Origin of the sequence: Paucilactobacillus vaccinostercus DSM 20634 (assembly GCF_001436295.1) — a bacterium.
GTDB lineage: Bacteria > Bacillota > Bacilli > Lactobacillales > Lactobacillaceae > Paucilactobacillus > Paucilactobacillus vaccinostercus.
In genome coordinates this window covers 164,051-186,900 of the sequence record NZ_AYYY01000005.1, presented here as the reverse complement: position 1 = coordinate 186,900, position 22,850 = coordinate 164,051, and the positions used below count along the sequence as shown (strand labels likewise).

Genomic DNA, 22,850 nt, shown 5'->3' with positions numbered 1-22,850 from the left:
TATGCGAATTGATATTCTAAGTCTTTTTCCTGAAATGTTTAAAGGACCACTCACAGAATCGATTCTCGGTAAGGCAACTGAAAAAGGGCTGTTAGATGTCCATGTTACTGACTTTCGGGAATATACCACCGACAAGCAACGCCATGTTGATGATGCTCCGTACGGTGGCGGCGCCGGAATGCTATTACAAGCACAACCGATCTTCGATGCCTATGATGCAATCCAAAAAGAAGTTGGTCCAGATACCTCTAAGGGGCGTGTCATCTTGCTGGATCCGGCTGGCCAAAAGTTTGACCAGCATTTAGCTAATGAATTGGCCCATGAAGATCATCTAACATTTATTTGTGGTCACTACGAGGGATACGATGAGCGAATTCGACAAATTGTTACTGATGAAGTATCGCTCGGAGATTTTGTGCTCACTGGCGGGGAGCTTGCATCAATGGTCATGATCGATGCAACAGTCCGGTTTATTCCAGGAGTTCTAGGTAATCATGATTCCGCCACAGGGGATTCATTTGAAGATGGTCTTCTTGAATACCCACAGTACACTCGGCCAGCCGATTTTCGGGGCATGAAGGTCCCAGAAGTACTATTAAGTGGTAATCACCAACTAATTGCTCAGTGGCGCCAAAAAGAGTCCTTACGACGGACACTCCATCGTAGGCCAGATTTGTTGGAAAGTGCACATTTAACAGGGCAACAACGCCATCTTCTTTCTGACATAAAAATCGAAGAAGATGAAAGTGAACCTGAATAACTCTTTACAATTGGTAGGGTATTATGCTAAGATATTACCTGGCTATTAAGCCATAGTAACGATATTCCGCTGTTGGTTATCCGACAAGAATGTCGGCGAAAGGAAAGAAAACTATGCGTCAAAATACTTTAATCGAAAAGATCACTGCTGATCAATTACGTAGCGATATCCCTGATTTCCGTGCCGGAGATACTGTTCGAGTTTATGCTCGAATTGTAGAAGGTTCTCGCGAACGTATCCAATTATTCGAAGGTGTCGTTATTAAGCGTCACGGCTTCGGTATCAGCGAAACATATACTGTTCGTAAGATCAGTAACGGTGTTGGTGTGGAACGTACTTTCCCACTTCACTCACCACGTGTTGACCGGATTGAAGTTGCTCGCCATGGTCGCGTTCGTCGTGCTAAATTGTACTACTTACGTGCATTACATGGTAAGGCAGCTCGTATCCCAGAACGCCGTATCAATAAGTAATTTAAAAAAGAGGCTCATGATAAATTATCATGGGTCTTTTTTGTTTGGATTTATTTAACCCTATTTTTGTAGAATCGCGTTTGGCAATTGCTACTTTTTTAAGTATAATAGGCGTAATAGATAAAGATGGGGGTAAAAACAATGCCATTAGTTCACATTGATTTACTAGAAGGACGTTCTGAAGAACAATTAAAAGCATTGGTTAAAGATGTTACTGCTGCAATTTCAAAAGATGCTAACGTTCCAGCAGAGCGTATTCACATTGTTCTAAACGAAATGAAACCAAGTCACTACAGTGTTGGTGGAACACTGAAAAGTGACCAATAATAATATTTCTATTCTAAATGGTACTGGGAGATAATCTTGTAAGACAAGCGGATGAACCACAATGGGCGTCTTATCGTTGTGGCCGCTTTTTTTACTGTTTTTAGGGGAGGATTGCGTGTGAGTACACAAATTAATGCTGATCAAATTAATCATGAAGGCCATCTACTTATTGGTGGTGTTGATACAACTAGCCTAGCAAAGCAGTATGGAACACCTTTGATCGCATATGATACCAACAATATTCGTCAACAAATTAGAAATTTTAAAAAGATCTTTGATGAAGAGCAAGTTGATTACCAAATTAGTTATGCCAGCAAGGCCTTTGCGACGATTGCAATGTATCAACTAATTAACCAAGAAAATATTCATTGTGATGTTGTTTCCGGTGGCGAAATATACACTGCTGCTCAGGCAGGCTTCCCAATGGGAAAAGTTTCATTTCATGGTAACAATAAAAGTTACGAGGAATTAGAACTAGCACTCGATCAGAACATTGGCTGCATTATTCTCGATAATTTTCATGAAATTGAGTTACTATCTCAGTTAACCGACAAACGCGGTCAAGATATTGATGTGATGTTCCGTGTAACACCGGGCATTTCAGCACATACGCATGAATACGTTATGACAGGACAAGAAGATTCTAAATTTGGTTTTGACATCAATAGTGGTCAGGCAGATGATGCCATTCAACAAGTGCTTGCAACGCGGCACCTCAATCCAATTGGCATTCATTGCCATATTGGCTCTCAAATTTTTGCAACTGATGGCTTCATCATGGCCGCACAAAAGATGATGGCACTATTACATCATTGGCAAGTAAAATTTGATTTTCTGGCCCCCGTCGTAAATTTGGGTGGTGGATTTGGCATCCAATATACTGACGATGAAAAGCCGCTTCAACCAGAAAGCTTTATTAAAGCTATCCTCCATGAAATGAAGCGTATTGCTGCCGAAACTCAAATGAAATTACCTGAAATTTGGATAGAACCTGGACGATCAATAGTTGGAAACGCTGGCGTTTCGCTCTATACCGTTGGCTCTCGCAAAGTCATTCCGGGTGTGAGAACCTATGTGGCTGTTGATGGCGGTATGGGCGATAATATTCGACCGGCCCTATATCAGGCAAAATATGAAACTGTAGTTGCTAATAAACTGACTCACCCCGTAACAGAAACGGTTTCCATTGCGGGTAAATATTGTGAATCTGGCGATATGCTTGCTTGGGATCAGAAATTACCAAAAACTGAAGCAGGTGACTTGTTGGCAATCTTGGATACTGGTGCATATGGCTATTCAATGGCTAGTAACTATAACCGTAATCCACGGCCTGCCGTCGTTTTTTGCGAAAATGGCACTTCAAAATTAATTGTTAAACGTGAAAGCTTGCAAGATTTAATTCGACAAGATTTACCATTAGAATAAAATATTACCGATCACTATCTGAGAGGATGACATAATTTGAGCGATCAACAATACATCATGGCGATTGACCAAGGAACGACAAGTTCTCGCGCAATCATTTTTGATCATCAAGGAAAAGAAGTCGCTAAAGCACAGCATGAATTTACACAGTATTTTCCGGAACCAGGGTGGGTGGAACACGATGCCCTTGAAATTTGGGATGGTGTCCAAAAGGTAATTTCGGATGTTATGATTCAATCTAAAATTAGGCCCTACAAAATTGCTGCTATTGGGATTACTAACCAACGGGAAACTACCATTATCTGGGACCGACATACGGGCAAACCAATCTATCACGCAATCGTCTGGCAGTCTAAGCAAACCAGCGAAATTGCCGATGATCTAATCGATCATGGTTACAGTAAAATGATTCATGATAAAACCGGATTGGTGATTGATTCTTATTTTTCTGCTACCAAAATTAAATGGATTCTTGATCATGTAGAAGGTGCCCGACAAAAAGCGGAAAACGGCGACCTTATGTTTGGAACGATTGACTGCTGGCTACTTTGGAACTTAACTAATGGAAAGGTACATGCCACAGATGTTACCAACGCCAGTCGGACAATGTTGTACAATATTCATCAGTTGGATTGGGATCAAGATATCCTTGATCTGCTTGATATTCCGCGTTCCATGTTACCAGAGGTTCGTTCTTCATCTGAATTATATGGCTATACCAGTGAGTACCATTTTTATGGCGTCCAAATTCCAATTGCCGGAATTGCTGGAGATCAACAAGCAGCATTGTTTGGTCAAACTGCCTTTGAGAAGGGCATGGTAAAAAACACATATGGTACAGGCGCCTTTATTGTCATGAACACAGGGGTTGAACCTACACTATCAGATAACGGCCTGCTAACAACTATTGCATATGGAATTAACGGCCAAATTAACTATGCACTCGAAGGAAGCATTTTCGTTGCGGGATCAGCAGTTCAATGGCTACGTGATGGCTTACAGATGATTGAACATGCGTCGGAATCGGAAAAACTAGCAGTTGCTGCCGAATCGACAAAAGGCGTTTATGTTGTTCCATCATTTACAGGTTTAGGTGCACCTTATTGGGATCAAGAGGTCCGTGGTGCGATGTTCGGACTCACTCGTGGGACAACAAAGAATCAAATCATTCGTGCCACACTGGAATCAATTGCATTTCAGACGCGAGATGTTGTCGATACTATGGTCGCTGATACCGGGTTACCACTTAGAGCACTTACCGTTAATGGTGGTGCCTCTCGGAACAATTTCCTCATGCAATTTCAAGCAGATATTTTGCATACTCCAATTCAACGGGCAGAAATTGAAGAAACAACCGCCTTGGGCGCCGCTTTCCTAGCCGGTTTAGCAGTTGACTTCTGGCACGATCAAGATGAGCTTAAACATCTTAGTGCACTAGGCGCCGAATTTCAGCCTAAAATGTCAGAAACAAAATGTGCCACTATCTATGACGGTTGGCAACGGGCAATTAAGGCCACACAAGCATTCAGCCATCAAGATTAAATTGACGATAAAAAAGGACTGATCCTATCGGATCAGTCCTATAATTATTTTCAAACGGCAAACTGTGACGGCACATCAATTTTAAAGTAATCTTGTAAATAGTGGGCCAAGCCATTATGATCATTATCATCTTGGGTAACATCATTGGCAATTTGTTTGATTGATTCAATTGCATTACTCATTGCTACACCGCGGCCAGCGTAGGAAATCATTTCAGAATCGTTATCTTCATCACCGAAAGCAATAATATTTTGTTGCGCAATCCCATAGGCTTTAGCAATATGCTCAATTCCGGCGTCTTTATGAACCCCCTTAGAAACAACTTCTAAGATACTGTGTGGGCCGCCCCAGACACGAATATCAACGTTAGCCCCATAGTTTTTATTAATTCGACCAATAAGTGCCTGTTTGTCATTTGGTTCGTATTGCAGGGTTAGCGCTGTTGGGTTTGATGTTAAATTCAAACTATTAAGCACTTCATTGGTTGCCAAATGCGTGGGGAAAAAGTCTTTCATCACGTGACTAGGCTGGTTTGCCCAAAGATGCATTTTATTTTCTGCTGTCATGGTATGAATTCCCAAATCTTGTCGATGGGTTAGAAGATCCAGTGCAATTTGCCGATCAATGTTTTGCTGATACTCAAATTGCCACTGTTGATGGGGAATGTGTGCTAATGCACCATTAAAATTGACCATCGGACTTTTCAACCCAATTTGATCATAAAATTGGCCTGAGATTCGATACGGTCGGCCAGTAACAATACTGACAATATGACCATCTGCAGCTAGTTTTCGAAGCGTCAAAATTGTTTCTGATGAAAGTTGAGATTGATCATTCAATGTAGTACCATCTAAATCGATAGCAATTAAGTGTTGATTCATATTATTTTTCACTTCTTTCGTTCAATGATTACAAGTATTCACGTTATCATAATTCATCAAAAAACACTAGTAAAATCAACTAATTAAAGACGTTTAAAACGATATATTGTAATATACAATGATCAACATTGTATATTACAATATGCCTAACAAAAGGAGTTTTATTTTGAACTTACCGCAAGATTTCATTAACAAATATCAAGAGCTATTAGGACCCGAAGCAACTGCTTTTTTTGATTCGTTTAATCAGTCCAGTCCCGGCGGATACCGAATTAATTCAAACAAAGCCAGTTCTTTGGTTGATCAATCATATGTGACTAATGAACAAGTGCCATACTGTCGTGACGGACATTATGGACACTTAAATGGTAAATCCATCGATCACACAACGGGCTACCTATACAGTCAAGAACCATCCGCAATGTATGTGGGGGAGGTCGCAGATCCACAACAGGGAGAAAAAGTGTTAGATCTGTGCGCCGCTCCGGGCGGAAAAAGCACTCATTTAGTTGCAAAAATGCAAAACTCGGGGCTGCTTGTTAGCAACGAAATTTTCAAAGCGCGTGCCAAAATTTTAGCGGAAAACTTAGAACGTTGGGGGTCACAAAATACCGTCATTACCAATGAAAGCCCAGAAAAACTAGAAGCTCAATTTCCTGCTTTTTTTGATCGCATTTTAGTTGATGCCCCCTGTTCGGGGGAAGGGATGTTTCGTAAGGATCCTGCTGCCACCCAATATTGGCATAAGGACTACTCCAACGAGTGCGCTAATCGGCAACAACACATTCTTGACTCGGCGGTTAAAATGATGCATGCCGGAAGTACCTTGATCTATTCCACATGCACCTTTGCTCCTGAAGAAGATGAACAGATTATTGATTGGTTTATCAGAAAATATCCTCAGTTCACACTTGTACCAATAAAAAAATATTCTGGCATGGATGACGGTCGACCAGAATGGGGCAACGATAATCCCGAACTCACTAAGACTGTCCGACTTTTTCCTCATCATATGAAGGGTGAGGGACATTTTATTGCTAAGCTTGTCTGGCAGGCAGCATCAGGCTCAAAAATAGTTCCTACAGTAAAACATCCGTTTCGCTCAGTAAAATTAAGTAAGGAGCAACAAACCGAATTAACTGAATTTCTTCATAGTTGTTTGGTAAATTACCAAATTCGTAACTTAGCTTTATTTGGTGATCAGTTGTTTGACATGCCGAATGGAATGCCGATAATCGATAAAATGTCGATCGTTCGACCGGGCGTTCATCTGGGAACCTTTAAGAAACGTCGATTTGAACCAGCACTTGGATTAGCACTTGCCATTGACGATGATCAAGTCCTTAACAAACTGACTATCACTGAAGAACAATGGCGTCAATACGTCCACGGTGATACGATTACCGTGAATAACGACTATCCAAAAGGATGGTATTTGCTAACTTGTCAAAATCATGCTGTTTGCTTCGGTAAGCTGGTTAACAAAACAGTTAAAAATTTCTATCCCAAGGGACTACGATTCTAAAAGAAACACGAGAAACGATTTTTAGTCGTTTCTCGTGTTTCTTTGTTCAAAATATGATTGTAATTCATTTGATAAAACGTGAGGTACCTTTGTTAACTCATTGAACTGACGACAACCACAGAGTAGCAAGACTCTTTCTATTTCAACACGCCAATTATTAATGGTTTGAATTAAAGCATCGTCGCCTTCACGGATTAGTTTATTCAAGAAATAACCAGCGACTCCAACTGCCTGTGCACCCAAATTACCGCATTTAATCACATCAAGTGGGGTAACAATACCACCACTCGCAATGACATGGGCTTCTTTTTGAAACCTTTGACTTTCTAATAACGACTCTGGCGTCGTCTGGCCCCAGTCAGCCAGATCATCGAAATCATTTTCATGATTTCGTCGGTTTTCAATTCGAGCAAAATTTGTCCCACCACGACCACTAACATTGATATTTTTAACACCGGTGTTAATTAGTTGTTGTATTGTTTCCTGACTCATGCCAAATCCAACTTCCTTAACAATCACCGGAACATCAGTCCGTTGAACAATTTCATTAATATTATCCAACCACCTAAATGATCGTTCACCTTCAGGCATGACCAGTTCTTGTGCGACGTTTAGATGTAGTTCCACCGCATTGGCATCGATCATCTGAACAACAGTTTTAACCTGTTCTGGTGATGCCGCAGCGCTGATATTAGCAATCAAAACACCATTGGGGTTTTCTTGTCGCAATACTCGAAAACTATCGATTCCGTCCGGATGCTTCAAAGCGACACTCTGAGAACCACATGCCATTGCCAAATCACAGTCGGCCGCGATTCGCGCAAGTTGCTGATTAAGCTTCAAACTTAACTCGCTACCACCGGTCATCGCCTCAATGTAGAAAGGGGCCGACAATTGAATGGTTTCAGTCAGCGCACTTGTCAATGTCACGTCTTGAATCGATAATTCTGGTAAACTTTGATGAATTATCCGCACACCATCAAATGGGTGATTCTGGTGCGATATACCGTATAATTTTTCGGCGAGCGAAATATGTTCATTTTTTCTCTGTGCATGTTGTGATTCCATAATTAATCCTCTAGGTTATGAAAGTTGCGTAATGCCTTCTTTGATAACATGTACTGTCAAGGAAAGCTGTTCGATGTGATTAACCTTCCACTGTGCCAACATATTAGCTAAATCCGTCCGACGGTCAATTAAAACAATTCCGCAGTCGCCACCACCGGCACCAGAAGTCTTAGCAGCACCACCAAATTTTTCGGCTACTTCACACATTTTAGTTAACACCGGAGTTTCAATTTGAACACCTGAAAAGTCGCTTAATTGATGCAGCAACTGACGGTTATAGCGGACTTCATTTTGAATCTTTAACAAATTTTGTTCACGGAAGCCTTCCACCATTCGTTGAATACAGTTTCGACTCTCTGAAACAAACGTTTGATACTCAGTTTGATCACGAACTTTTACCATTGAAACCTTGTCAACTAACTTGGAAGTTGAAGCCGGCGAGCCAGTCCAACCGATCACAAGTTTTAGATCAGCAGGGGCAACTAGCTGTTCAATTTGAAGATCAGGCCACTCTAGATCGATCAATTCTGGTAGCGGAAGAACGTGACGTCGTTCAGCCAACCATTGGCGATCAAAAGAGTGGTACGCAATCCAGCCACCGTAGACGGAAGCGGCAATATCTCCGAGGGACCCGTTTCCTTGAACATCAAAATGGGCAATCGCAGCCAATTTAAAAATCTGATTTTGAGTAACTGGTAAACGGTAAAACCCACAGAGGGCTTTAACCGTCGCCACCGTGACAGCAGCTGAAGAACCTAATCCATACTTTTTACCATCTTCACTATCTAAATCACTATCAATTCGTAAATGATAAACACTTAATTGTTGATTTAGTGATCGCGCATATTCTTCTGTGATTTTAATGGCCGAAAGAATGTAGTGGAAGGGATTATCGCGGTTATCAAAAACCATTTCATCGCCCATTCTACGCCAATGGAGTGAATTTTCAGTATACTGACGAGAAACGATACTTCCAAAATCCGTACTTTCTTCAACAGTACAAGTAACAAATTGGTTTAGTGCCACGATTACCGCGGGAAGGCCACTTTCCACGACGGCGTATTCGCCAGCAATATATAATTTTCCAGGTGCTTGAGCAGTAATCAACAGAACATGTCCTTTCATCAACCTAATTAATATTAATCCAGATATTGGATTCCCGGTCCTGGTTTAGCAACCACGAGTTGGTCTTCTCGAAATTCAATTTGAAGCGCCTTTAAAATTTTGGGGCGATCATTTTTGTGATAAATCACTTTTACATTTGGACCCGCATCCAAGGTATAATAGCAGTTTATACCCTGGTTACGCAAGTCATGAATAAGCGCCATTGCCCGCAACGTGTCCGCGTTAAAATACGTGAAGCTGGGATCAGCCGCTAAATTAAGTGCGTGCATTCGCATTGCATTTAGTTCGGCAATTTGACCAATTCGTGTAACATCTTGCGCCCGAATAGCTTGCTTCATGGCAACCATGTCGTGTTGAACGACATCAATCCAAGCCGGGTAGTAGGGTGAAGTTTTTACAACATTTTGCATTCCAGAACGACTGGAAATCTTTTTAATGTTGGTATCTAGCATAATGGCCGTCATTTCCAAGCCAAAGTCCACCCGTTCTTGAATCGGCTCAGCAAATGATGTCGCATCATCTGTTCCGTGATGCCATTCCACTAGACCGCCAAATAAAGACCGCGTTGCAGAACCGGAACCACGACGAGCAATTCTAGATAATTCGGTGCGATTCAGGTTCATCCCGGCTGCTTTAGTTGCTGCCGCCGCCAACGCAGCGAACGCCGATGCTGATGAAGCTAATCCTGCAGAAATTGGAACATGGTTAGTTGATGTTACTTTTGCAAATGCCGTAACACCACTAATTTCTCGGATGTACTGCATAAACTTTGTTAATTTGATAAAGTTTTTTTCATTGACCGGTTGACCATCAATTACAAACTCATCGTGTTGTAGTTGAGAATCATATTGAACGGCAGTTGTCGTGTAAAATTCATCTAGCGTAAGCGATAAACTATCCGTGTAGGGGATAATTAGCTCCGCGTCTTTCTTGCCCCAATACTTCACTAATGCAATATTAGTATGGGCCTTCGCTTTTGCATACATAATTACGCTTCAAGTCCTCCCGATAGTGGTTGAATCCAGGTAGCACTAGCCCCAGCACTAACCATTTTAGTAGCCAACTTTTTAGCTGCCGTTTCGTTGTCCATCAATGCAATTAAACATCCCCCACGACCGCCACCAGTTAACTTGGCGCCTAATGCACCGTTAAGCATTGCTAGGTCAATGAGTTCGTCTAATGAAGGATGACTAACAGACAGGGCACTAAGCTGTTGCTGAGCAGCTGTCAAGCATTTTCCAAGTTTAGTGATATCGCCGCGTTGCAGACACGATTTAGTTTCCCGTACTAGTTTACCTAATTGCTCGATTCGCTGCATCGTGACTAATTGATTAGTTTCAAGCTGGCGCTTAACGGTATTAATAGCTTCTTTTGTCCGACCTTCGACACCAGTATCCACAATTAGAAGTGTCGCATCAATATTCATCTGCAAGGGGACTGTTTGACTATTTTTAACGTACCAAATTGGTGAATCAGAACTTACGGTCGCAGCGTCAAGGCCGCTGGGACTGCGATGCGTAATTTGTTCCTCAATGTCTGCAAATGCCAAAAGCTGTTCTCGACTCACTACATGACCGTAATAGTCAAAAAAGGCCTTAGTTATTGCAACTGCGGTTGCTGCCGAAGACCCCATACCACGTTCGGCCGGTAGCATACTCGTGATTTGCATTAACCAAGTATCATCATATCCGTTGAAATAAGCAGTTAACTTCTGAATTAGCGTGGCGATTCCAGCCATTGTTTCAGGTAGCTGATTAACTGGACCATCAAAATAACGGCTATCAATTCGTTGTCCACCAGATTGAGTTTCCAAAATCGTCACATTGCACGTAACACGGGAGAGGGGCAGTGCAATTGCTGGTTGTCCATACACAACACTGTGCTCACCGATGAGAATTATTTTGGCGTGGCTAGTACCACTCCCTTTTTGTACCATCGAATCTAACCCTCCCAAATGTCTAGAATAAAAACCAGAGTTCATTATACATTAAATTATTCATTATAGTGACAAACTAAGCTGAAACTTATACAGAGTTTAATAATCCCAATCGTTTACTAATTAAATTTTAATGGTTTCTCCGACGAGAAAAATGGTAAAGCTCTTTCACAAATAGTATGATAGGAATTGATTTAATAATAACTAACAATGGTGACTAAGATGCATAATCAAAAAATATATTCAGTCGTTGACTTAGAAACGACTGGTACCAATTATAAAAACGGGGATCGCATCATTCAAATCGGATGCGTCCTGTTTTGTGACGGCAAAATTGTCAATCGTTTCGAATCGCTGATAAACCCCCAAGCAAACGTACCACTAGCAATTGAACAGCTAACTGGGATTAGCAATCATGACGTGAAAAGGGCACCCTTATTCGATGACGTTGCAGCAACGGTTTTTAGTCTGTTAAGTGACACTACGTTTGTGGCACATAACGTCAATTTTGATTTTCCTTTTTTAAACGCCGAATTAGAACGTGCTGGATTTCCAGCTCTAGAAATTTCCGCAATTGATACCGTAACACTCAGTCAAATTTTGTTACCCACAGAGCCTAGCTTTCGGTTGCGTGATTTAACCAAATATCTCGCAATCGATCATGACTCTCCCCATAGTGCAGACTCGGACGCCGAAGCCACTAGTCAGTTACTCAACAAGCTACTCATTCGACTCCAAGATCTCCCGACGGTGACACTACAGCAATTGGTTAATCTTCGGTTAGACTTACCCTACGAAACTGCGCAAATGTTTCAAAATGAGTTGGCCAGCCGCACAGAAAAACGACAACTACCCAATAGCCTTTATCAGAAAGAAAATCTCATTCTTCACCGGCCACACCGCCGTGAACTAATTAATAACCGGCAATCGTTCAAGTATCCTAAGACCAAATCAGCAAAAGAGAAGCTTTATCAGCAGTCAAATACCGATGGGTTGGACTACCGGCAATCCCAAGCCCGAATGATGAATGCTATTTTCAATAATTATACTCATGAAAATCCTAAAAATATGATTATTGAAGCTGGGACGGGGACTGGAAAGTCACTTGGCTATCTTTTACCCATGACCTATTTAACTTATCCGGAACATAAAGTGGTTATTAGTACTGCAACTAATGTTTTGCAGGAACAACTGAAGCGCTCGGTTGCTGATACCTTGAATCCAATTTTGCCATTTACGGTCAGTTGTGTGGTTTTGAAGGGGAACAGTCACTATATCGACTTGGCTAAGTTTGATCACTCCTTAAGTATGATCGAAGATGCTAAGCCAGTTCAAATGACGAAAGCCAAGTTATTGGTCTGGTTATTAGAAACACAAAGTGGTGACTTGGATGAGCTTAATCTGAATAGTTATCGTTTACCATACTTCACCGAAATTCGCCATCAGGGAATCAACAGTTTGAATCGCCAAAGTCGATTCTACGAAGATGATTTTCTAGTGCGACGCCAAACCGAACTAGAACAAGCGAATATTGTAATTGTTAACCATGCTTACCTTGCACAGCATGCTACAGAATTGGGGCAGTCCTTAAACTCGCCATACTTAGTGGTTGATGAAGCACAGCATTTAAGCGATAGCATCTTAAAGAAATCACGACATCAAATTAGCTTTCCAACAATTAACGCTGCTATTCACATTTTACAGGGGCTGGTTAATGCTGGGCACGATCGTAATTTAAGGGAAATTTTTAACGATTTGCCACTTGGACTATATAACATCGATCTCTTACGTAGCGACTTGGTGAGTCTTGAAACAGCCTTCAAGCAGTTTGAGCAGGCACTATATCGACAATTTATGCTCAACGTTGATTCACAACAGGCACAGTCCATTATTGAACAGACCATCGATAATCACGAACTAGCAGCTATGTTACAACCATCCAATAAAATTTTGTTAGATCTTGAACAGGCGCTGGGCAGTTTGCACCTGCATTTCAATGCTATTTACCATCTTTTTAGTCACAATAAAAAGCATTGGCTAGCAAGCGACCGTTACCTCGTGACACAGTTCCAAAGCCAACTCATGATTATTACTAAGGCCGATGAAACCTTACATCACTTTAGCGATGTCCTGATTCATCAAATTGCCGAATCCGTTTTCTGGCTCACTGTTCACCAGTCATCTGAAAAAAGTAACTTACAACTGAGTGGGGGGTTACTCACAACCCGTAATTTCTTGGCAAGCCAAGTTTATCCAGCATTTCAGAAACCCACTTTTGTCGGTGCGACACTTTTCTCATCAGGCCGATCACGCTACCTATATGATCAATTAGATGTAGATCCAGATGAAACTCGAATCAAGAAATTCGCATCGCCATTTGATTTTAAAAATCAGGCTAAAATGATGATTGCGGCAGATGCACCACTCATTACAGCTAATAGCTACCACCAATATATCGAATATCTCAGTAAAACTATCTACCGAGTTACAAAAGACAATCCTCGGCAAACGTTAATCCTGTTTAATTCACTGCTAACCATCGAACAGGTATACAGTCAGCTGCATAGTACCGACCTTTTCTTGCAACGAGAAATTTTGGCTCAGGGAATTACCGGCAACAAAGAAAAAGTTCTGAAACAATTTCTAACTGGTAATCAGTCAATATTGCTCGGAGCATCAAGTTTTTGGGAAGGCATTGACCTGCCCAAAAGTCAGCTGGAGCTATTAATTATCACGCGACTACCATTCGACTTTCCAGACGCAGTTTTGGCAAAGGCCGAGAGTAACTGGCTGAAGCAAAATCATAAGAATCCCTTTTATGGGGCAGCCCTTCCAAAGGCTACCTTGCGAATTCGTCAGGGGATGGGGCGCCTAATTCGAACACCAGCAGATTACGGAGTTGCGATTGTATTAGATAAACGGTTAAGTGAACGTAAATATGGGCACTCAATTATGAATACTTTGCCAGCCGAATTACCGATCGATACAATTCCAACTGATGAAATTATTAAAGAAACCAAAGCTTTCTTTAAAAAGCATGAATAATATGCTGAGGTGGTGAAATGTCTGTTATAATAGCATTCGATTAAATAAAAAGGGGTAACAAATTTATGCAGAGCCGACGAAATAGTCAACGGCGTCGCCATCCAATTCGGTTGACATTGGTGATTATTATTCTAATTTTTCTGTGTGGCTGGACCATCTACGCAGTGGGAAATCATCCTAAAAATGAATCACGGCAACAAGCCATTGCAATGGCTAAAAAGTACGCGAATTTAAAGAAGACAGATGATTTTTATATCTACAATCGTGAAAAAACGTACTATACCGTTGCTGGTACCAATAACAAGAATCAATCGATTCTTGTTGTCATCGCCAAAAAGGGTGGCAAGATTCGGGTACTCAAGCAAAAAGACGGAATTACCAAGAACGAGGCATTAACTAAGATTTGGAATAAACGCAATCCAAAACGAGTTCTCAAAATTGCACCGGGTATTTTTAATAACCATGCAGTTTGGGAAGTTACTTACCTCAATAAGCACGGAAACCTGTGTTACGAACTCTTGAACTTTAAGAACGGTAAAGACGTTCAAAGAATTGATAATTTATAAGATGTAATTGGAGGAGTTTTCGTTGGAAACAATTAGCATTATTGATGCACCAAATTTTGTAAACCAAAAAGTCAAAATTGGTGTTTGGTTAACTGATAAACGTTCAAGTGGCAAAATTGCATTTCTACAGCTACGGGATGGTACTGCTTTTTTTCAAGGAGTTGTGCTAAAAAACGCGGTTGATGAATCAACGTTTGATGTTGCTAAGCACTTACGCCAGGAATCTAGTTTCTGGATTACTGGTGAGATACATGAAGATACTCGGTCAAAATTTGGCTATGAAATTCAAGTGGCGTCTATCGAGGTGATCGGTGAAAGTGAAGAATATCCGATTACGCCTAAGGACCATGGTATTGACTTTTTGCTAGACCATCGTCATCTTTGGTTGAGATCTAGTCGGCCGCACGCAATCTTAACAATCCGTAATGAGGTGATTCGTGCTACGTATGAATTCTTCAATCGGGAGGGATTCACTAAAATTGACGCACCCATCTTAACAGGTAACGCCCCTGAGGGAACCACTGACTTATTCCACACGGAATATTTTGATCATGACGCTTATCTTTCACAAAGTGGCCAGCTCTATGAAGAAGCAGGTGCAATGGCGTTCGATAAAGTCTTTTCATTCGGTCCCACATTTCGTGCTGAAAAATCGAAGACACGTCGTCATTTGATTGAATTTTGGATGATTGAACCCGAAATGGCCTTTATGCACCAGGAAGATAGTTTGGCAGTTCAAGAACAGTACGTGGCTTTCTTAGTTCAAAACGTGATTGACCACTGTGCCTCATCACTTGCAACTCTTGATCGTGATCCAGAATTGCTCCGTAAGTATACGAAAACACCATACCCACGAATCAGTTATGATCAAGCAATTGACATGCTACAAAAAGCGGGGATGGATGTTAAATGGGGGGATGATTTTGGGTCACCCGAAGAAACGTACCTCGCAGATCAATTCGAACAACCAGTATTCATTTTAAACTATCCTAAAGCCATTAAGCCTTTCTATATGAAGCCACATCCAACCCGAGAAGATATCGTGATCTGTGCCGATTTACTGGCCCCTGAAGGCTATGGAGAAATCATCGGCGGTTCAGAACGCGCAACCGATTATAACTATCTCCTTGAGCAAATCAAACTAGCAGGTCTCGATCCTAAGGATTATGAATGGTATCTTGATTTACGTCGTTACGGTTCTGTACCACACTCAGGATTTGGTTTAGGACTCGAACGCTTCTTAACTTGGGTAACAGGAGAAGACCACGTTCGTGAGACAATTCCATTTCCACGGTTATTAAATCGTATTTATCCATAAAGAAATTGACGGGGAGGTAGTTTACTATCAGCGAAAGTATCGATCAATTTGTCGACGCCTTTGAGTCATCAGGGCAAACCATTATTAGTAATCTTGTTTTACGAAATTATCGTCAAATTGGTATGACCACAGCTCAGCTAATGGTCTACTTGCAATTAAAATCATATCTTGATCAAGGAATTGCCAGCCCCAATATTTCTCAGGTTGCAACTAACTTGGGAACCGATGAGAAACAGGTTTTCGAATTACTTCATCAAATGATTCAACGCCAGTTTCTTGTTCACGAAACTAAAACCGATAACTACGGTAAACAAAGTGATTACTACAATTTTTCACTTCTCACAAAGAAAATTATCCAATTTGTATCGAATCAAACAGCTACGCAAATTGCAACTGAAGATACGAGTGAACGAGAACAAACCTTTGATAAAATTGAGGTAGAATTTGGACGACCACTATCACCAATTGAGTTAGAAACAGTTGCCAGATGGTTTGATGACGACCATTACGCACCAAAAATGATCGTATTGGCGCTGCAAGAAGCCGTTTTAAATCAAGCATGGAATCTTAAATATATGGATCGTATTTTACGAAGTTGGGAAAAACAACATGTTACGACTCCCCAACAGGTTGATCAAATACGCCAAACTCATATTGAGCAACAAACAGCCCAAGGAAAAACGACACATAAGCATCCTGCTGGCCCAGATATTCCACTTTTTAAAATATCAGATGAATAAAAGAATCGGCGATCCGTTTGGATTGTCGATTCTTTTATTAAAAGCAGGCATGATTCGTGCTCGTAACTTGGACATAGTGTATGCTGAATGTATCAATGAATTAGGGGAGTGATAATGTATGGAAAAGTATGACTACGATGTTATTATCATTGGTGCGGGGCCAGGGGGTCTTGCCGCCGCATATCAACTTTCGGCAACTCATAAGGTACTTGTCGTTGAAAAGCATCTTTGGGGAGGAACCTGTCCCAACTATGGTTGCGATCCTAAAAAAATGCTATATGGTATCGTAGAGACTCAGAGACAAGCACAAAAATACAAGCATAACGGGCTTGAAGATACCGCTCATCTAAAAGTCAATTGGCATGATATGATGCAGTTTAAACGTTCCTATACCAATCAGATCCCTGGAGGAACCGAAAATGGTTTAACTAATGCTGACATTGACCACATTGCCGGAACTTGTCATTTTTTGAATGCGCATCAGATTCAAGTCAATGAACGTCAAATTTCTGCGCAATATTTTATTATTGCAACCGGCGCCGAAGCTTCAATTCCTGACATTGAAGGTAATAATTGGTTAAAAACAAGCACCGACTTTTTAGATGAAGATTCTTTACCAGCAAAAATTGCTTTCATCGGTGGGGGATACGTTGCGATTGAACTAGCTAATATCGCCGTCAGTGCTGGCGCTGAAGTTCATATTTTCCAGCATAATAGTCGTGTGCTCAGAAGTTTTCCAGAGGAATATACTCAAAAGCTAGTATCACTACTTACTGAGAAAGGAATTGTTTTTCACTTTAATGATACTATTACCGGTGTCAAAAAAGGAGCTCATACATTTCAAGTTACCTCCCAGCATCAACAATCATTATCAGTAGACGCAGTATATGCCGCCACGGGACGTCACGCGAGTGTTGGATCACTAAACTTAGAAAATACAACCGCTGCGTACACCTCAAAAGGGATCAGTGTCAATGATCATCTTCAAACTGATGCACCAAATATTTTTGCCGTGGGCGATGTCATCGATAAAAAGATCCCTAAATTAACGCCTGTCGCCAGTTTTGAAGGACGGTACGTCGCACAACAAATAAAAAAAATCAGTGCTTCAATTCAGTATCCGGTCGTCCCACATACCGTCTTTTCCGGCCCAGAATTATCGCAAGTTGGTGTTAGTCTTGAAACTGCAGAACAACATCCAGAATTGTTCAAAATTAATTCCGCATCTGTCGGCAAATGGTATACGTACAATCGTCTTTTAGATACTGACGCTCAAGTAACTGTTATTTTAAATCAGCAAGATCAGACAGTAGCAGGGGCCGTTGTACTTGCAACCAATGCTGAAGAGCTCATCAACTATTTTACTTTAATGATTAAAAACAAAACTACGGTCAATGATTTAAAAAATTTCATACCGGTTTATCCTAGCGTGGCAAGTGATTTGACCTACTACATGTAAAATAAAATTAAAAAGCTCAAATTTCATTTTTAAGTGAAATTTGAGCTTTTTTACGTCACATTATTGTCCAGGTGTTGCAGCTGCACTGCTATCTGGTTGAGTTGACGTTGGTGTAGATGTCGTGGCTGATGATGTTGTATCAGTAGTTGTTGCATCCGTACTCTGAGTGGCATCCGTATTGCCATCATCTCCGTCGCCATTTGGCTGTTGTTCAACGGATGACGAATTATTAGAACTACTACTTGAATTTTCAGAATCTTGTTTAGATTCGCTCATTGATGAGGATGATGAAACAATAACTTCACTGCTACTATCTGCGTCTGAAGAGCCATTATTGTTCTCAGCATACTTATCACTGGTCCCTGTGTCACTCCACGAAGCACCCTTAACCTCTAACTCACGCTGACCATTTCTAGAAACAACTGAAACAGTATCTGGAACAGACCAGTCAGAACTAGGATTTTGGTTTTCAAGATAGCTCATTTCACTTCGGTAAACTTTCTGAGCCGTCTTCTCATAGGTACTTGTAACTGCGTGTCCAGCGACCAAAGCCTTATCATAACCGGTCCAAATGGAGATCGAATAATGTTTCGTATACCCAGCAAACCAAGAATCCATCACACCGGATGAGACGCCGCTGCCACTTGGGTACTGTGTCGTCCCAGTCTTACCAGCTTGATGAACCCCAGAGATCTTAGCAGCCGTTCCAGTTCCGCTAGAACTGTTAATAACACCTTTAAGCATGTCAGTAATCATATAGGCGGTGGAACTCTTCATAACCCGTTTCCCGGTAGAACTGTACTTGTAAGAATCGCCGCTCTTAGTCGTAATAGAGCTAATGTAGTAGGGCTTATAGTACGTTCCGCCATTCGCAAATGTCGCATATGCTGCGGCTTCTTGCAGTGGTGAAATATATAACCCAATCCCATTTTGCAGTTCAAATCCAGAACTCGAAGTTGGCTTAATGCCGAGTTTAGCCAAGAATTTGGTTGCTTTGCTCATACCAACATCTTGTAGTGTTCTAATGGCTGGAATGTTTCGTGACTGTACCAATGCCTGACGCATTGTCATTGTTCCTTTAAATTGACGGTCAAAATCGTACAGCTTCTTAGAAGTTCCTGGATAAGTAAATGAAATATCTTTTACCGGCCTGAAAGTGGGGTAGTTTAGATATTCAATTGCCGGGCCGTAATCCATCAATGGTTTAGATGTTGAACCGGCACTTCGATCCGTTTGGACAGCCCGATTAAGACCAAACGTTACATTGCCTGTCTTACGGCCACCAAGCATTGCAATGATTTTACCGTTGCTTGGATTAGTAATTGCGGCACCAATTTGCATGTCTTTACTCTGGAAAGCAACCGTTCCATCATTGGCCGTGTCATAGAGATGCTGTTGTGCGTCCATATTCAAGTTAGTATGGACTTCCAATCCATCAGTATAAGGATTGTAGCCTTTTTTCTTCAATTGCGAAACAACCTGTTTCAAATAAGAATCAATGACTTTGTTATTACTATCATCCGCTGATGACGCACTTGAAGTATTTCCGTGTGATGAATCTAATCCGGTCTGAACGTTAACTTTTTTGGCTGCCGTAGCCTGTGATTGAGAAATATATTTGCTTCGGACCATTGCATCTAGAACTTCATTCCGACGCTGCGTAGCGGCCGTCGCGTTGCTAATTGGATTATAGTAGGTTGGTGACTGAGGCACGCCGGCCAACGTTGCATATTGAGAAAGTGATAACTGACTCAAGTTTTTACCATAGTAGTACTGTGCGGCTGTCTGCATGCCGTATACGCCATTCCCCATATAAACCTTGTTAATGTAAAATTCCAAAATTTTGGCCTTGGAGTAGTGGCGTTCTACGTTAATCGCGAGCCATGCTTCTTGCGCTTTACGTTTGATTGTCTGATCCGATGCGGCAGTTGAGAAAACTGATAGTTTGACCAACTGTTGTGTTAAGGTACTTCCACCTTGAAGACCACTAGATGAGTGGGTGAGATCTGAAAAAGCAGCGCCCACAATCCGAACAGGATCGACACCATGATGCTTATAAAAACGACGGTCTTCAATTGAAACAACCGCATTTTTTAATTCTTTCGGAATCGATGCTGATTTAACATACTCACGCTTTTGAGCCCCCAATTCAGAAACAACATTATTATCAGAATCATAGATTCTAGTTGCAACTTGACTGGATAGCTCACTTTCAGAAATTTTAGGTGCTGTGGAAGCATAGTAGAAGAAGAGTACCGCTCCCATTAGAACTAAAATACCAATTAAACTAAGTCCCCATAGTATGATTCTTTTAATAATACTTCCGGTACTATGAGAACCTGACTTGCCATTCTTTTCAGACTGCATGCGAGTCTGTCGTGATGGACGTTTGTTATCTGACATATCGTACTCCTTTATACTCCAAGATCTTCAATCAATCGATCAACCGCATCTATATATGGAATCAGTGGATTAAATTGATAGGTAATTTGATATCCGTCTTGTTCGATATTTTTGAGTGGAATTGACTTACGACCGCCACTATCTTGCTCATCCCAATAAGCAAATAATTTGGAGGCGGGAAGTAAGAAAAGCTGATTTGTATGAGAAAACTTGAGAAATGCAAAACAGACACCACCCTGTTGAACACATGCTCGTAGATGCTCAATCTGATGTTCATGAAAGTTTTTTAACGGGAAAGAAACCTTATTGTTTGTCTCTTTTGCGTCAAAATCCAGATAATAACCACGGTAAACACCATTGTAGTCCGTCGTTGAAGGTCGTCTAAAATAGGCTTCCTTAATTACAGCAGCACTCCGTTTTGGATAATCAACCTTAACTAATTGTACAGGTGTAGGTTTTTTATGGATCACTGCAATGTTATGAGCAAGATAGTAGGCGTTGCTTTCGTTTATCTCTTGTTCCAGCGACATCCCTCGTTTGCCATAAACCGACCGTGTTACATTTGAAGTTTGCTTTGACGAACCCTGCTGATTGGGCCTAGTATATTGTTGTCCATTTGGATAATGAATTGTCATTTTTGCAATCCTCCCAGCTATACAGTATTATACCAAACATACAGGTAAATAAAGTTTAAATTTTTTGTAGGGAAGGTTAATAAATGAGTCGACTATGGATTACAGGCTATCGAAGCTATGAGTTAAATGTATTTCAAGAAAAAGATCCTAAAGTTGAAGTCATTAAACGAGCAGTTAAACAAGCATTACGTAATCAAATTGAACAGGGTGTTGATTGGCTTATCACGGGGCCACAACTGGGAATTGAGCAATGGTCAGCACGCTGGGGAATCGATTTAAAAAGCGACTACCCGGAAATTAAAGTCGCCATTATGGCGCCATTTGCTGAATTCGGTAGTCAATGGAATGATGATAACAAGGCCAAATTATCTCAGTTACAAACTGATGCGGATTTTGCCGATCAGGTTAGTGATACAAAATACCGATCACCAGCTCAACTTCGAAATTATCAAGAGTTCATGTTAATGCATACTGATGCGGCATTATTTGTATATGATTCTGAGTATCCCGGTAAATCGGAATTCGAATTAAAAGCAGCCCAGCAATTTGCTGAGACACATCCATATCCTGTTAACATCATTGATTTTGATCAACTACAGGAAGCGGCAAACGAATATGAAGAGGAACAAGAAGAGATAAAAATGCAAAGAAATCATGAAGATTCATAATTTTATTTGCATTTATTCATTTTTTTGGTAAACTAAATTAGGTAGTTAAGAAATCACGACTGAGGTGCTGAAATTGGATAACATTAACTTTACTCCAAAAGATATTCTCCAAAAAGAATTTAAAGAAAAACGGATGGGATCAGCTTATGATCCAACAGACGTTGATAGTTTCTTAGATGATGTCATTAAGGATTACGACGCATTTAACAAGGAGATTACACGGCTTCAAGGTGAAAATGAACGACTTAAGGCTAAAAATGATGAGCTAAGTCGTCAAGTTGAAGTCGGTGCTTCTATTGGAACACGTTCTACTAGTGAACAACCAGTTTCGAGTGCAACCAATATGGATATTCTAAAACGTCTTTCTAACTTGGAACGTCGCGTTTTCGGATCACAACTTGGTAACGATCAGTCTGATTCACACTTGCTTTAATTAAATAATAAATTTGTAAATTTTGGGTGATTGCGGCTGGTTTGTATCAGCTGAGGAAAGTCCATGCTCGCACAGACTGCGATGTCTGTAGTGTTCGTGCTCGGTGAAAAAATAAGCCGGGGGACCAGTAATGGTTACGGCGGGAAAAACGGCTAAGGCTTCGGCTATGCTCGAGTATTCCTGAAAAGTGCCACAGTGACGAAGCAATGTTGGAAACAGCATTGATGGAACGCGGTAAACCCCTCGAGCGGGAAACCCAAACTTATGGTAGGGGAGCTTCACATAGGTAATTGAACTGATTGTGGGGGGAGACTTTATGTCTCGAGATAGATGATTGCCACTGCACAATTGAGCCTGAAGATTGTGCTTCGACAAAACATGGCTTACAGAAATTTACAAACAGGCGAGTCCAGATATTTTTATCTGGACTTTTTATTTTACTTAAAAATAAAACTAGCATACTAGTTCCTTAGAAAGAACTACTGAGGAAGAGATATCACCCTCAGTTCAATTGACAAAAT

The 22,850-nt window shown here is 41.0% G+C and carries 20 protein-coding genes and 1 other RNA gene; 14 read left to right on the top strand and 7 right to left on the bottom strand.

All coding sequences use genetic code 11. The annotated features are described in order from the left end of the window. Window position 1: 1 nt before the first annotated feature. The 5 genes from trmD to glpK all read left to right on the top strand — a co-directional run bounded on the left by trmD (window position 2) and on the right by glpK (window position 4,527). Window positions 2–760 carry a tRNA (guanosine(37)-N1)-methyltransferase TrmD gene (gene trmD, locus FC26_RS01605; protein WP_057777291.1) on the top strand — a complete coding sequence of 253 codons (759 nt, stop codon included), beginning with the start codon at window positions 2–4 and terminating at the stop codon, window positions 758–760. A 113-nt stretch (window positions 761–873) separates the two neighbouring features. Beyond that, the gene (gene rplS / locus FC26_RS01600; protein WP_057777290.1) at window positions 874–1,233 is read left to right on the top strand and encodes a 50S ribosomal protein L19; all 360 of its coding nucleotides are present in this window, start codon (window positions 874–876) and stop codon (window positions 1,231–1,233) included. Window positions 1,234–1,374: 141 nt separating this feature from the next. After that, on the top strand, window positions 1,375–1,560 hold the full coding sequence (locus FC26_RS01595; RefSeq protein ID WP_057777289.1) for a 2-hydroxymuconate tautomerase: 186 nt from the start codon (window positions 1,375–1,377) through the stop codon (window positions 1,558–1,560). A gap of 117 nt (window positions 1,561–1,677) precedes the next feature. Beyond that, complete coding sequence (lysA, locus tag FC26_RS01590; RefSeq protein WP_057777288.1) at window positions 1,678–2,985, top strand: diaminopimelate decarboxylase; 1,308 nt, start codon at window positions 1,678–1,680, stop codon at window positions 2,983–2,985. A 36-nt stretch (window positions 2,986–3,021) separates the two neighbouring features. After that, window positions 3,022–4,527, top strand: coding sequence for a glycerol kinase GlpK (gene glpK / locus FC26_RS01585; protein WP_057777287.1), 1,506 nt, complete (start codon window positions 3,022–3,024; stop codon window positions 4,525–4,527). A 50-nt stretch (window positions 4,528–4,577) separates the two neighbouring features. Here glpK and FC26_RS01580 read toward each other — a convergent pair whose 3' ends face one another. After that, window positions 4,578–5,408 (bottom strand): Cof-type HAD-IIB family hydrolase, encoded by an 831-nt coding sequence (locus FC26_RS01580; protein WP_057777286.1) that lies wholly within the window; start codon window positions 5,406–5,408, stop codon window positions 4,578–4,580. 166 nt (window positions 5,409–5,574) lie between these two features. On the opposite strand from FC26_RS01580, the gene FC26_RS01575 reads away from it, so the two are divergent. Then, on the top strand, window positions 5,575–6,933 hold the full coding sequence (locus FC26_RS01575; protein WP_057777285.1) for an RsmF rRNA methyltransferase first C-terminal domain-containing protein: 1,359 nt from the start codon (window positions 5,575–5,577) through the stop codon (window positions 6,931–6,933). Between the two features lie 21 nt (window positions 6,934–6,954). Here FC26_RS01575 and fni read toward each other — a convergent pair whose 3' ends face one another. From fni to mvk, 4 genes are read right to left on the bottom strand one after another with little or no spacing between them, the layout of a single operon-like run. Beyond that, on the bottom strand, window positions 6,955–8,004 hold the full coding sequence (gene fni / locus FC26_RS01570) for a type 2 isopentenyl-diphosphate Delta-isomerase (RefSeq protein WP_191978869.1): 1,050 nt from the start codon (window positions 8,002–8,004) through the stop codon (window positions 6,955–6,957). Between the two features lie 12 nt (window positions 8,005–8,016). Then, window positions 8,017–9,108, bottom strand: a complete 1,092-nt coding sequence (locus FC26_RS01565; protein WP_057777283.1) for a phosphomevalonate kinase — start codon at window positions 9,106–9,108, stop codon at window positions 8,017–8,019. Window positions 9,109–9,140: 32 nt separating this feature from the next. Beyond that, window positions 9,141–10,112, bottom strand: a complete 972-nt coding sequence (gene mvaD / locus FC26_RS01560) for a diphosphomevalonate decarboxylase (protein WP_057777282.1) — start codon at window positions 10,110–10,112, stop codon at window positions 9,141–9,143. Window positions 10,113–10,114: 2 nt separating this feature from the next. Next, window positions 10,115–11,062: a mevalonate kinase gene (gene mvk, locus FC26_RS01555; RefSeq protein WP_057777281.1), complete on the bottom strand. Its 948-nt coding sequence runs from the start codon at window positions 11,060–11,062 to the stop codon at window positions 10,115–10,117. A 222-nt stretch (window positions 11,063–11,284) separates the two neighbouring features. Here mvk and FC26_RS01550 point away from each other — a divergent pair, with 222 nt between their 5' ends. From FC26_RS01550 to FC26_RS01530, 5 genes are all read left to right on the top strand, one after another. Then, window positions 11,285–14,107 (top strand): helicase C-terminal domain-containing protein, encoded by a 2,823-nt coding sequence (locus FC26_RS01550; RefSeq protein WP_083483710.1) that lies wholly within the window; start codon window positions 11,285–11,287, stop codon window positions 14,105–14,107. A 65-nt stretch (window positions 14,108–14,172) separates the two neighbouring features. Then, entirely contained in the window at window positions 14,173–14,673 is a 501-nt protein-coding gene (locus tag FC26_RS01545) for a cell wall elongation regulator TseB-like domain-containing protein (protein WP_057777279.1), read from the top strand. Window positions 14,674–14,695: 22 nt separating this feature from the next. Beyond that, complete coding sequence (gene asnS, locus FC26_RS01540; RefSeq protein WP_057777278.1) at window positions 14,696–15,991, top strand: asparagine--tRNA ligase; 1,296 nt, start codon at window positions 14,696–14,698, stop codon at window positions 15,989–15,991. Between the two features lie 26 nt (window positions 15,992–16,017). Continuing rightward, window positions 16,018–16,731 (top strand): DnaD domain-containing protein, encoded by a 714-nt coding sequence (locus FC26_RS01535; RefSeq protein WP_057777277.1) that lies wholly within the window; start codon window positions 16,018–16,020, stop codon window positions 16,729–16,731. A gap of 118 nt (window positions 16,732–16,849) precedes the next feature. Further along, window positions 16,850–18,190 (top strand): dihydrolipoyl dehydrogenase family protein, encoded by a 1,341-nt coding sequence (locus FC26_RS01530; protein WP_057777276.1) that lies wholly within the window; start codon window positions 16,850–16,852, stop codon window positions 18,188–18,190. Window positions 18,191–18,250: 60 nt separating this feature from the next. Here FC26_RS01530 and FC26_RS01525 read toward each other — a convergent pair whose 3' ends face one another. Together FC26_RS01525 and recU are read right to left on the bottom strand one after the other, a co-directional pair. Then, window positions 18,251–20,593 carry a PBP1A family penicillin-binding protein gene (locus tag FC26_RS01525; RefSeq protein WP_057777275.1) on the bottom strand — a complete coding sequence of 781 codons (2,343 nt, stop codon included), beginning with the start codon at window positions 20,591–20,593 and terminating at the stop codon, window positions 18,251–18,253. 11 nt (window positions 20,594–20,604) lie between these two features. Continuing rightward, window positions 20,605–21,228 (bottom strand): Holliday junction resolvase RecU, encoded by a 624-nt coding sequence (gene recU, locus FC26_RS01520; protein ID WP_057777274.1) that lies wholly within the window; start codon window positions 21,226–21,228, stop codon window positions 20,605–20,607. A gap of 83 nt (window positions 21,229–21,311) precedes the next feature. Between recU and FC26_RS01515 the strand changes: the two genes are divergently transcribed. The 3 genes from FC26_RS01515 to rnpB all read left to right on the top strand — a co-directional run bounded on the left by FC26_RS01515 (window position 21,312) and on the right by rnpB (window position 22,720). Beyond that, the gene (locus tag FC26_RS01515) at window positions 21,312–21,896 is read left to right on the top strand and encodes an SLOG family protein (protein ID WP_057777273.1); all 585 of its coding nucleotides are present in this window, start codon (window positions 21,312–21,314) and stop codon (window positions 21,894–21,896) included. A gap of 73 nt (window positions 21,897–21,969) precedes the next feature. Beyond that, window positions 21,970–22,329 (top strand): cell division regulator GpsB, encoded by a 360-nt coding sequence (gpsB, locus tag FC26_RS01510; protein WP_057777272.1) that lies wholly within the window; start codon window positions 21,970–21,972, stop codon window positions 22,327–22,329. An 18-nt stretch (window positions 22,330–22,347) separates the two neighbouring features. Continuing rightward, window positions 22,348–22,720, top strand: an RNA gene (gene rnpB / locus FC26_RS12420) — RNase P RNA component class B. Window positions 22,721–22,850 lie beyond the last annotated feature (130 nt).

What these genes read in the sequence shown, in the direction of transcription:
- trmD (WP_057777291.1), top strand. Translation starts at nt 2, where the DNA reads ATGCGAATTGATATTCTAAGTCTTTTTCCTGAAATGTTTAAAGGACCA.
- rplS (WP_057777290.1), top strand. Translation starts at nt 874, where the DNA reads ATGCGTCAAAATACTTTAATCGAAAAGATCACTGCTGATCAATTACGT.
- FC26_RS01595 (WP_057777289.1), top strand. Translation starts at nt 1,375, where the DNA reads ATGCCATTAGTTCACATTGATTTACTAGAAGGACGTTCTGAAGAACAA.
- FC26_RS01580 (WP_057777286.1), bottom strand. Translation starts at nt 5,408, where the DNA reads ATGAATCAACACTTAATTGCTATCGATTTAGATGGTACTACATTGAAT.
- mvaD (WP_057777282.1), bottom strand. Translation starts at nt 10,112, where the DNA reads ATGTATGCAAAAGCGAAGGCCCATACTAATATTGCATTAGTGAAGTAT.
- mvk (WP_057777281.1), bottom strand. Translation starts at nt 11,062, where the DNA reads ATGGTACAAAAAGGGAGTGGTACTAGCCACGCCAAAATAATTCTCATC.
- FC26_RS01550 (WP_083483710.1), top strand. Translation starts at nt 11,285, where the DNA reads ATGCATAATCAAAAAATATATTCAGTCGTTGACTTAGAAACGACTGGT.
- FC26_RS01545 (WP_057777279.1), top strand. Translation starts at nt 14,173, where the DNA reads ATGCAGAGCCGACGAAATAGTCAACGGCGTCGCCATCCAATTCGGTTG.
- FC26_RS01530 (WP_057777276.1), top strand. Translation starts at nt 16,850, where the DNA reads ATGGAAAAGTATGACTACGATGTTATTATCATTGGTGCGGGGCCAGGG.
- FC26_RS01525 (WP_057777275.1), bottom strand. Translation starts at nt 20,593, where the DNA reads ATGTCAGATAACAAACGTCCATCACGACAGACTCGCATGCAGTCTGAA.
- recU (WP_057777274.1), bottom strand. Translation starts at nt 21,228, where the DNA reads ATGACAATTCATTATCCAAATGGACAACAATATACTAGGCCCAATCAG.
- FC26_RS01515 (WP_057777273.1), top strand. Translation starts at nt 21,312, where the DNA reads ATGAGTCGACTATGGATTACAGGCTATCGAAGCTATGAGTTAAATGTA.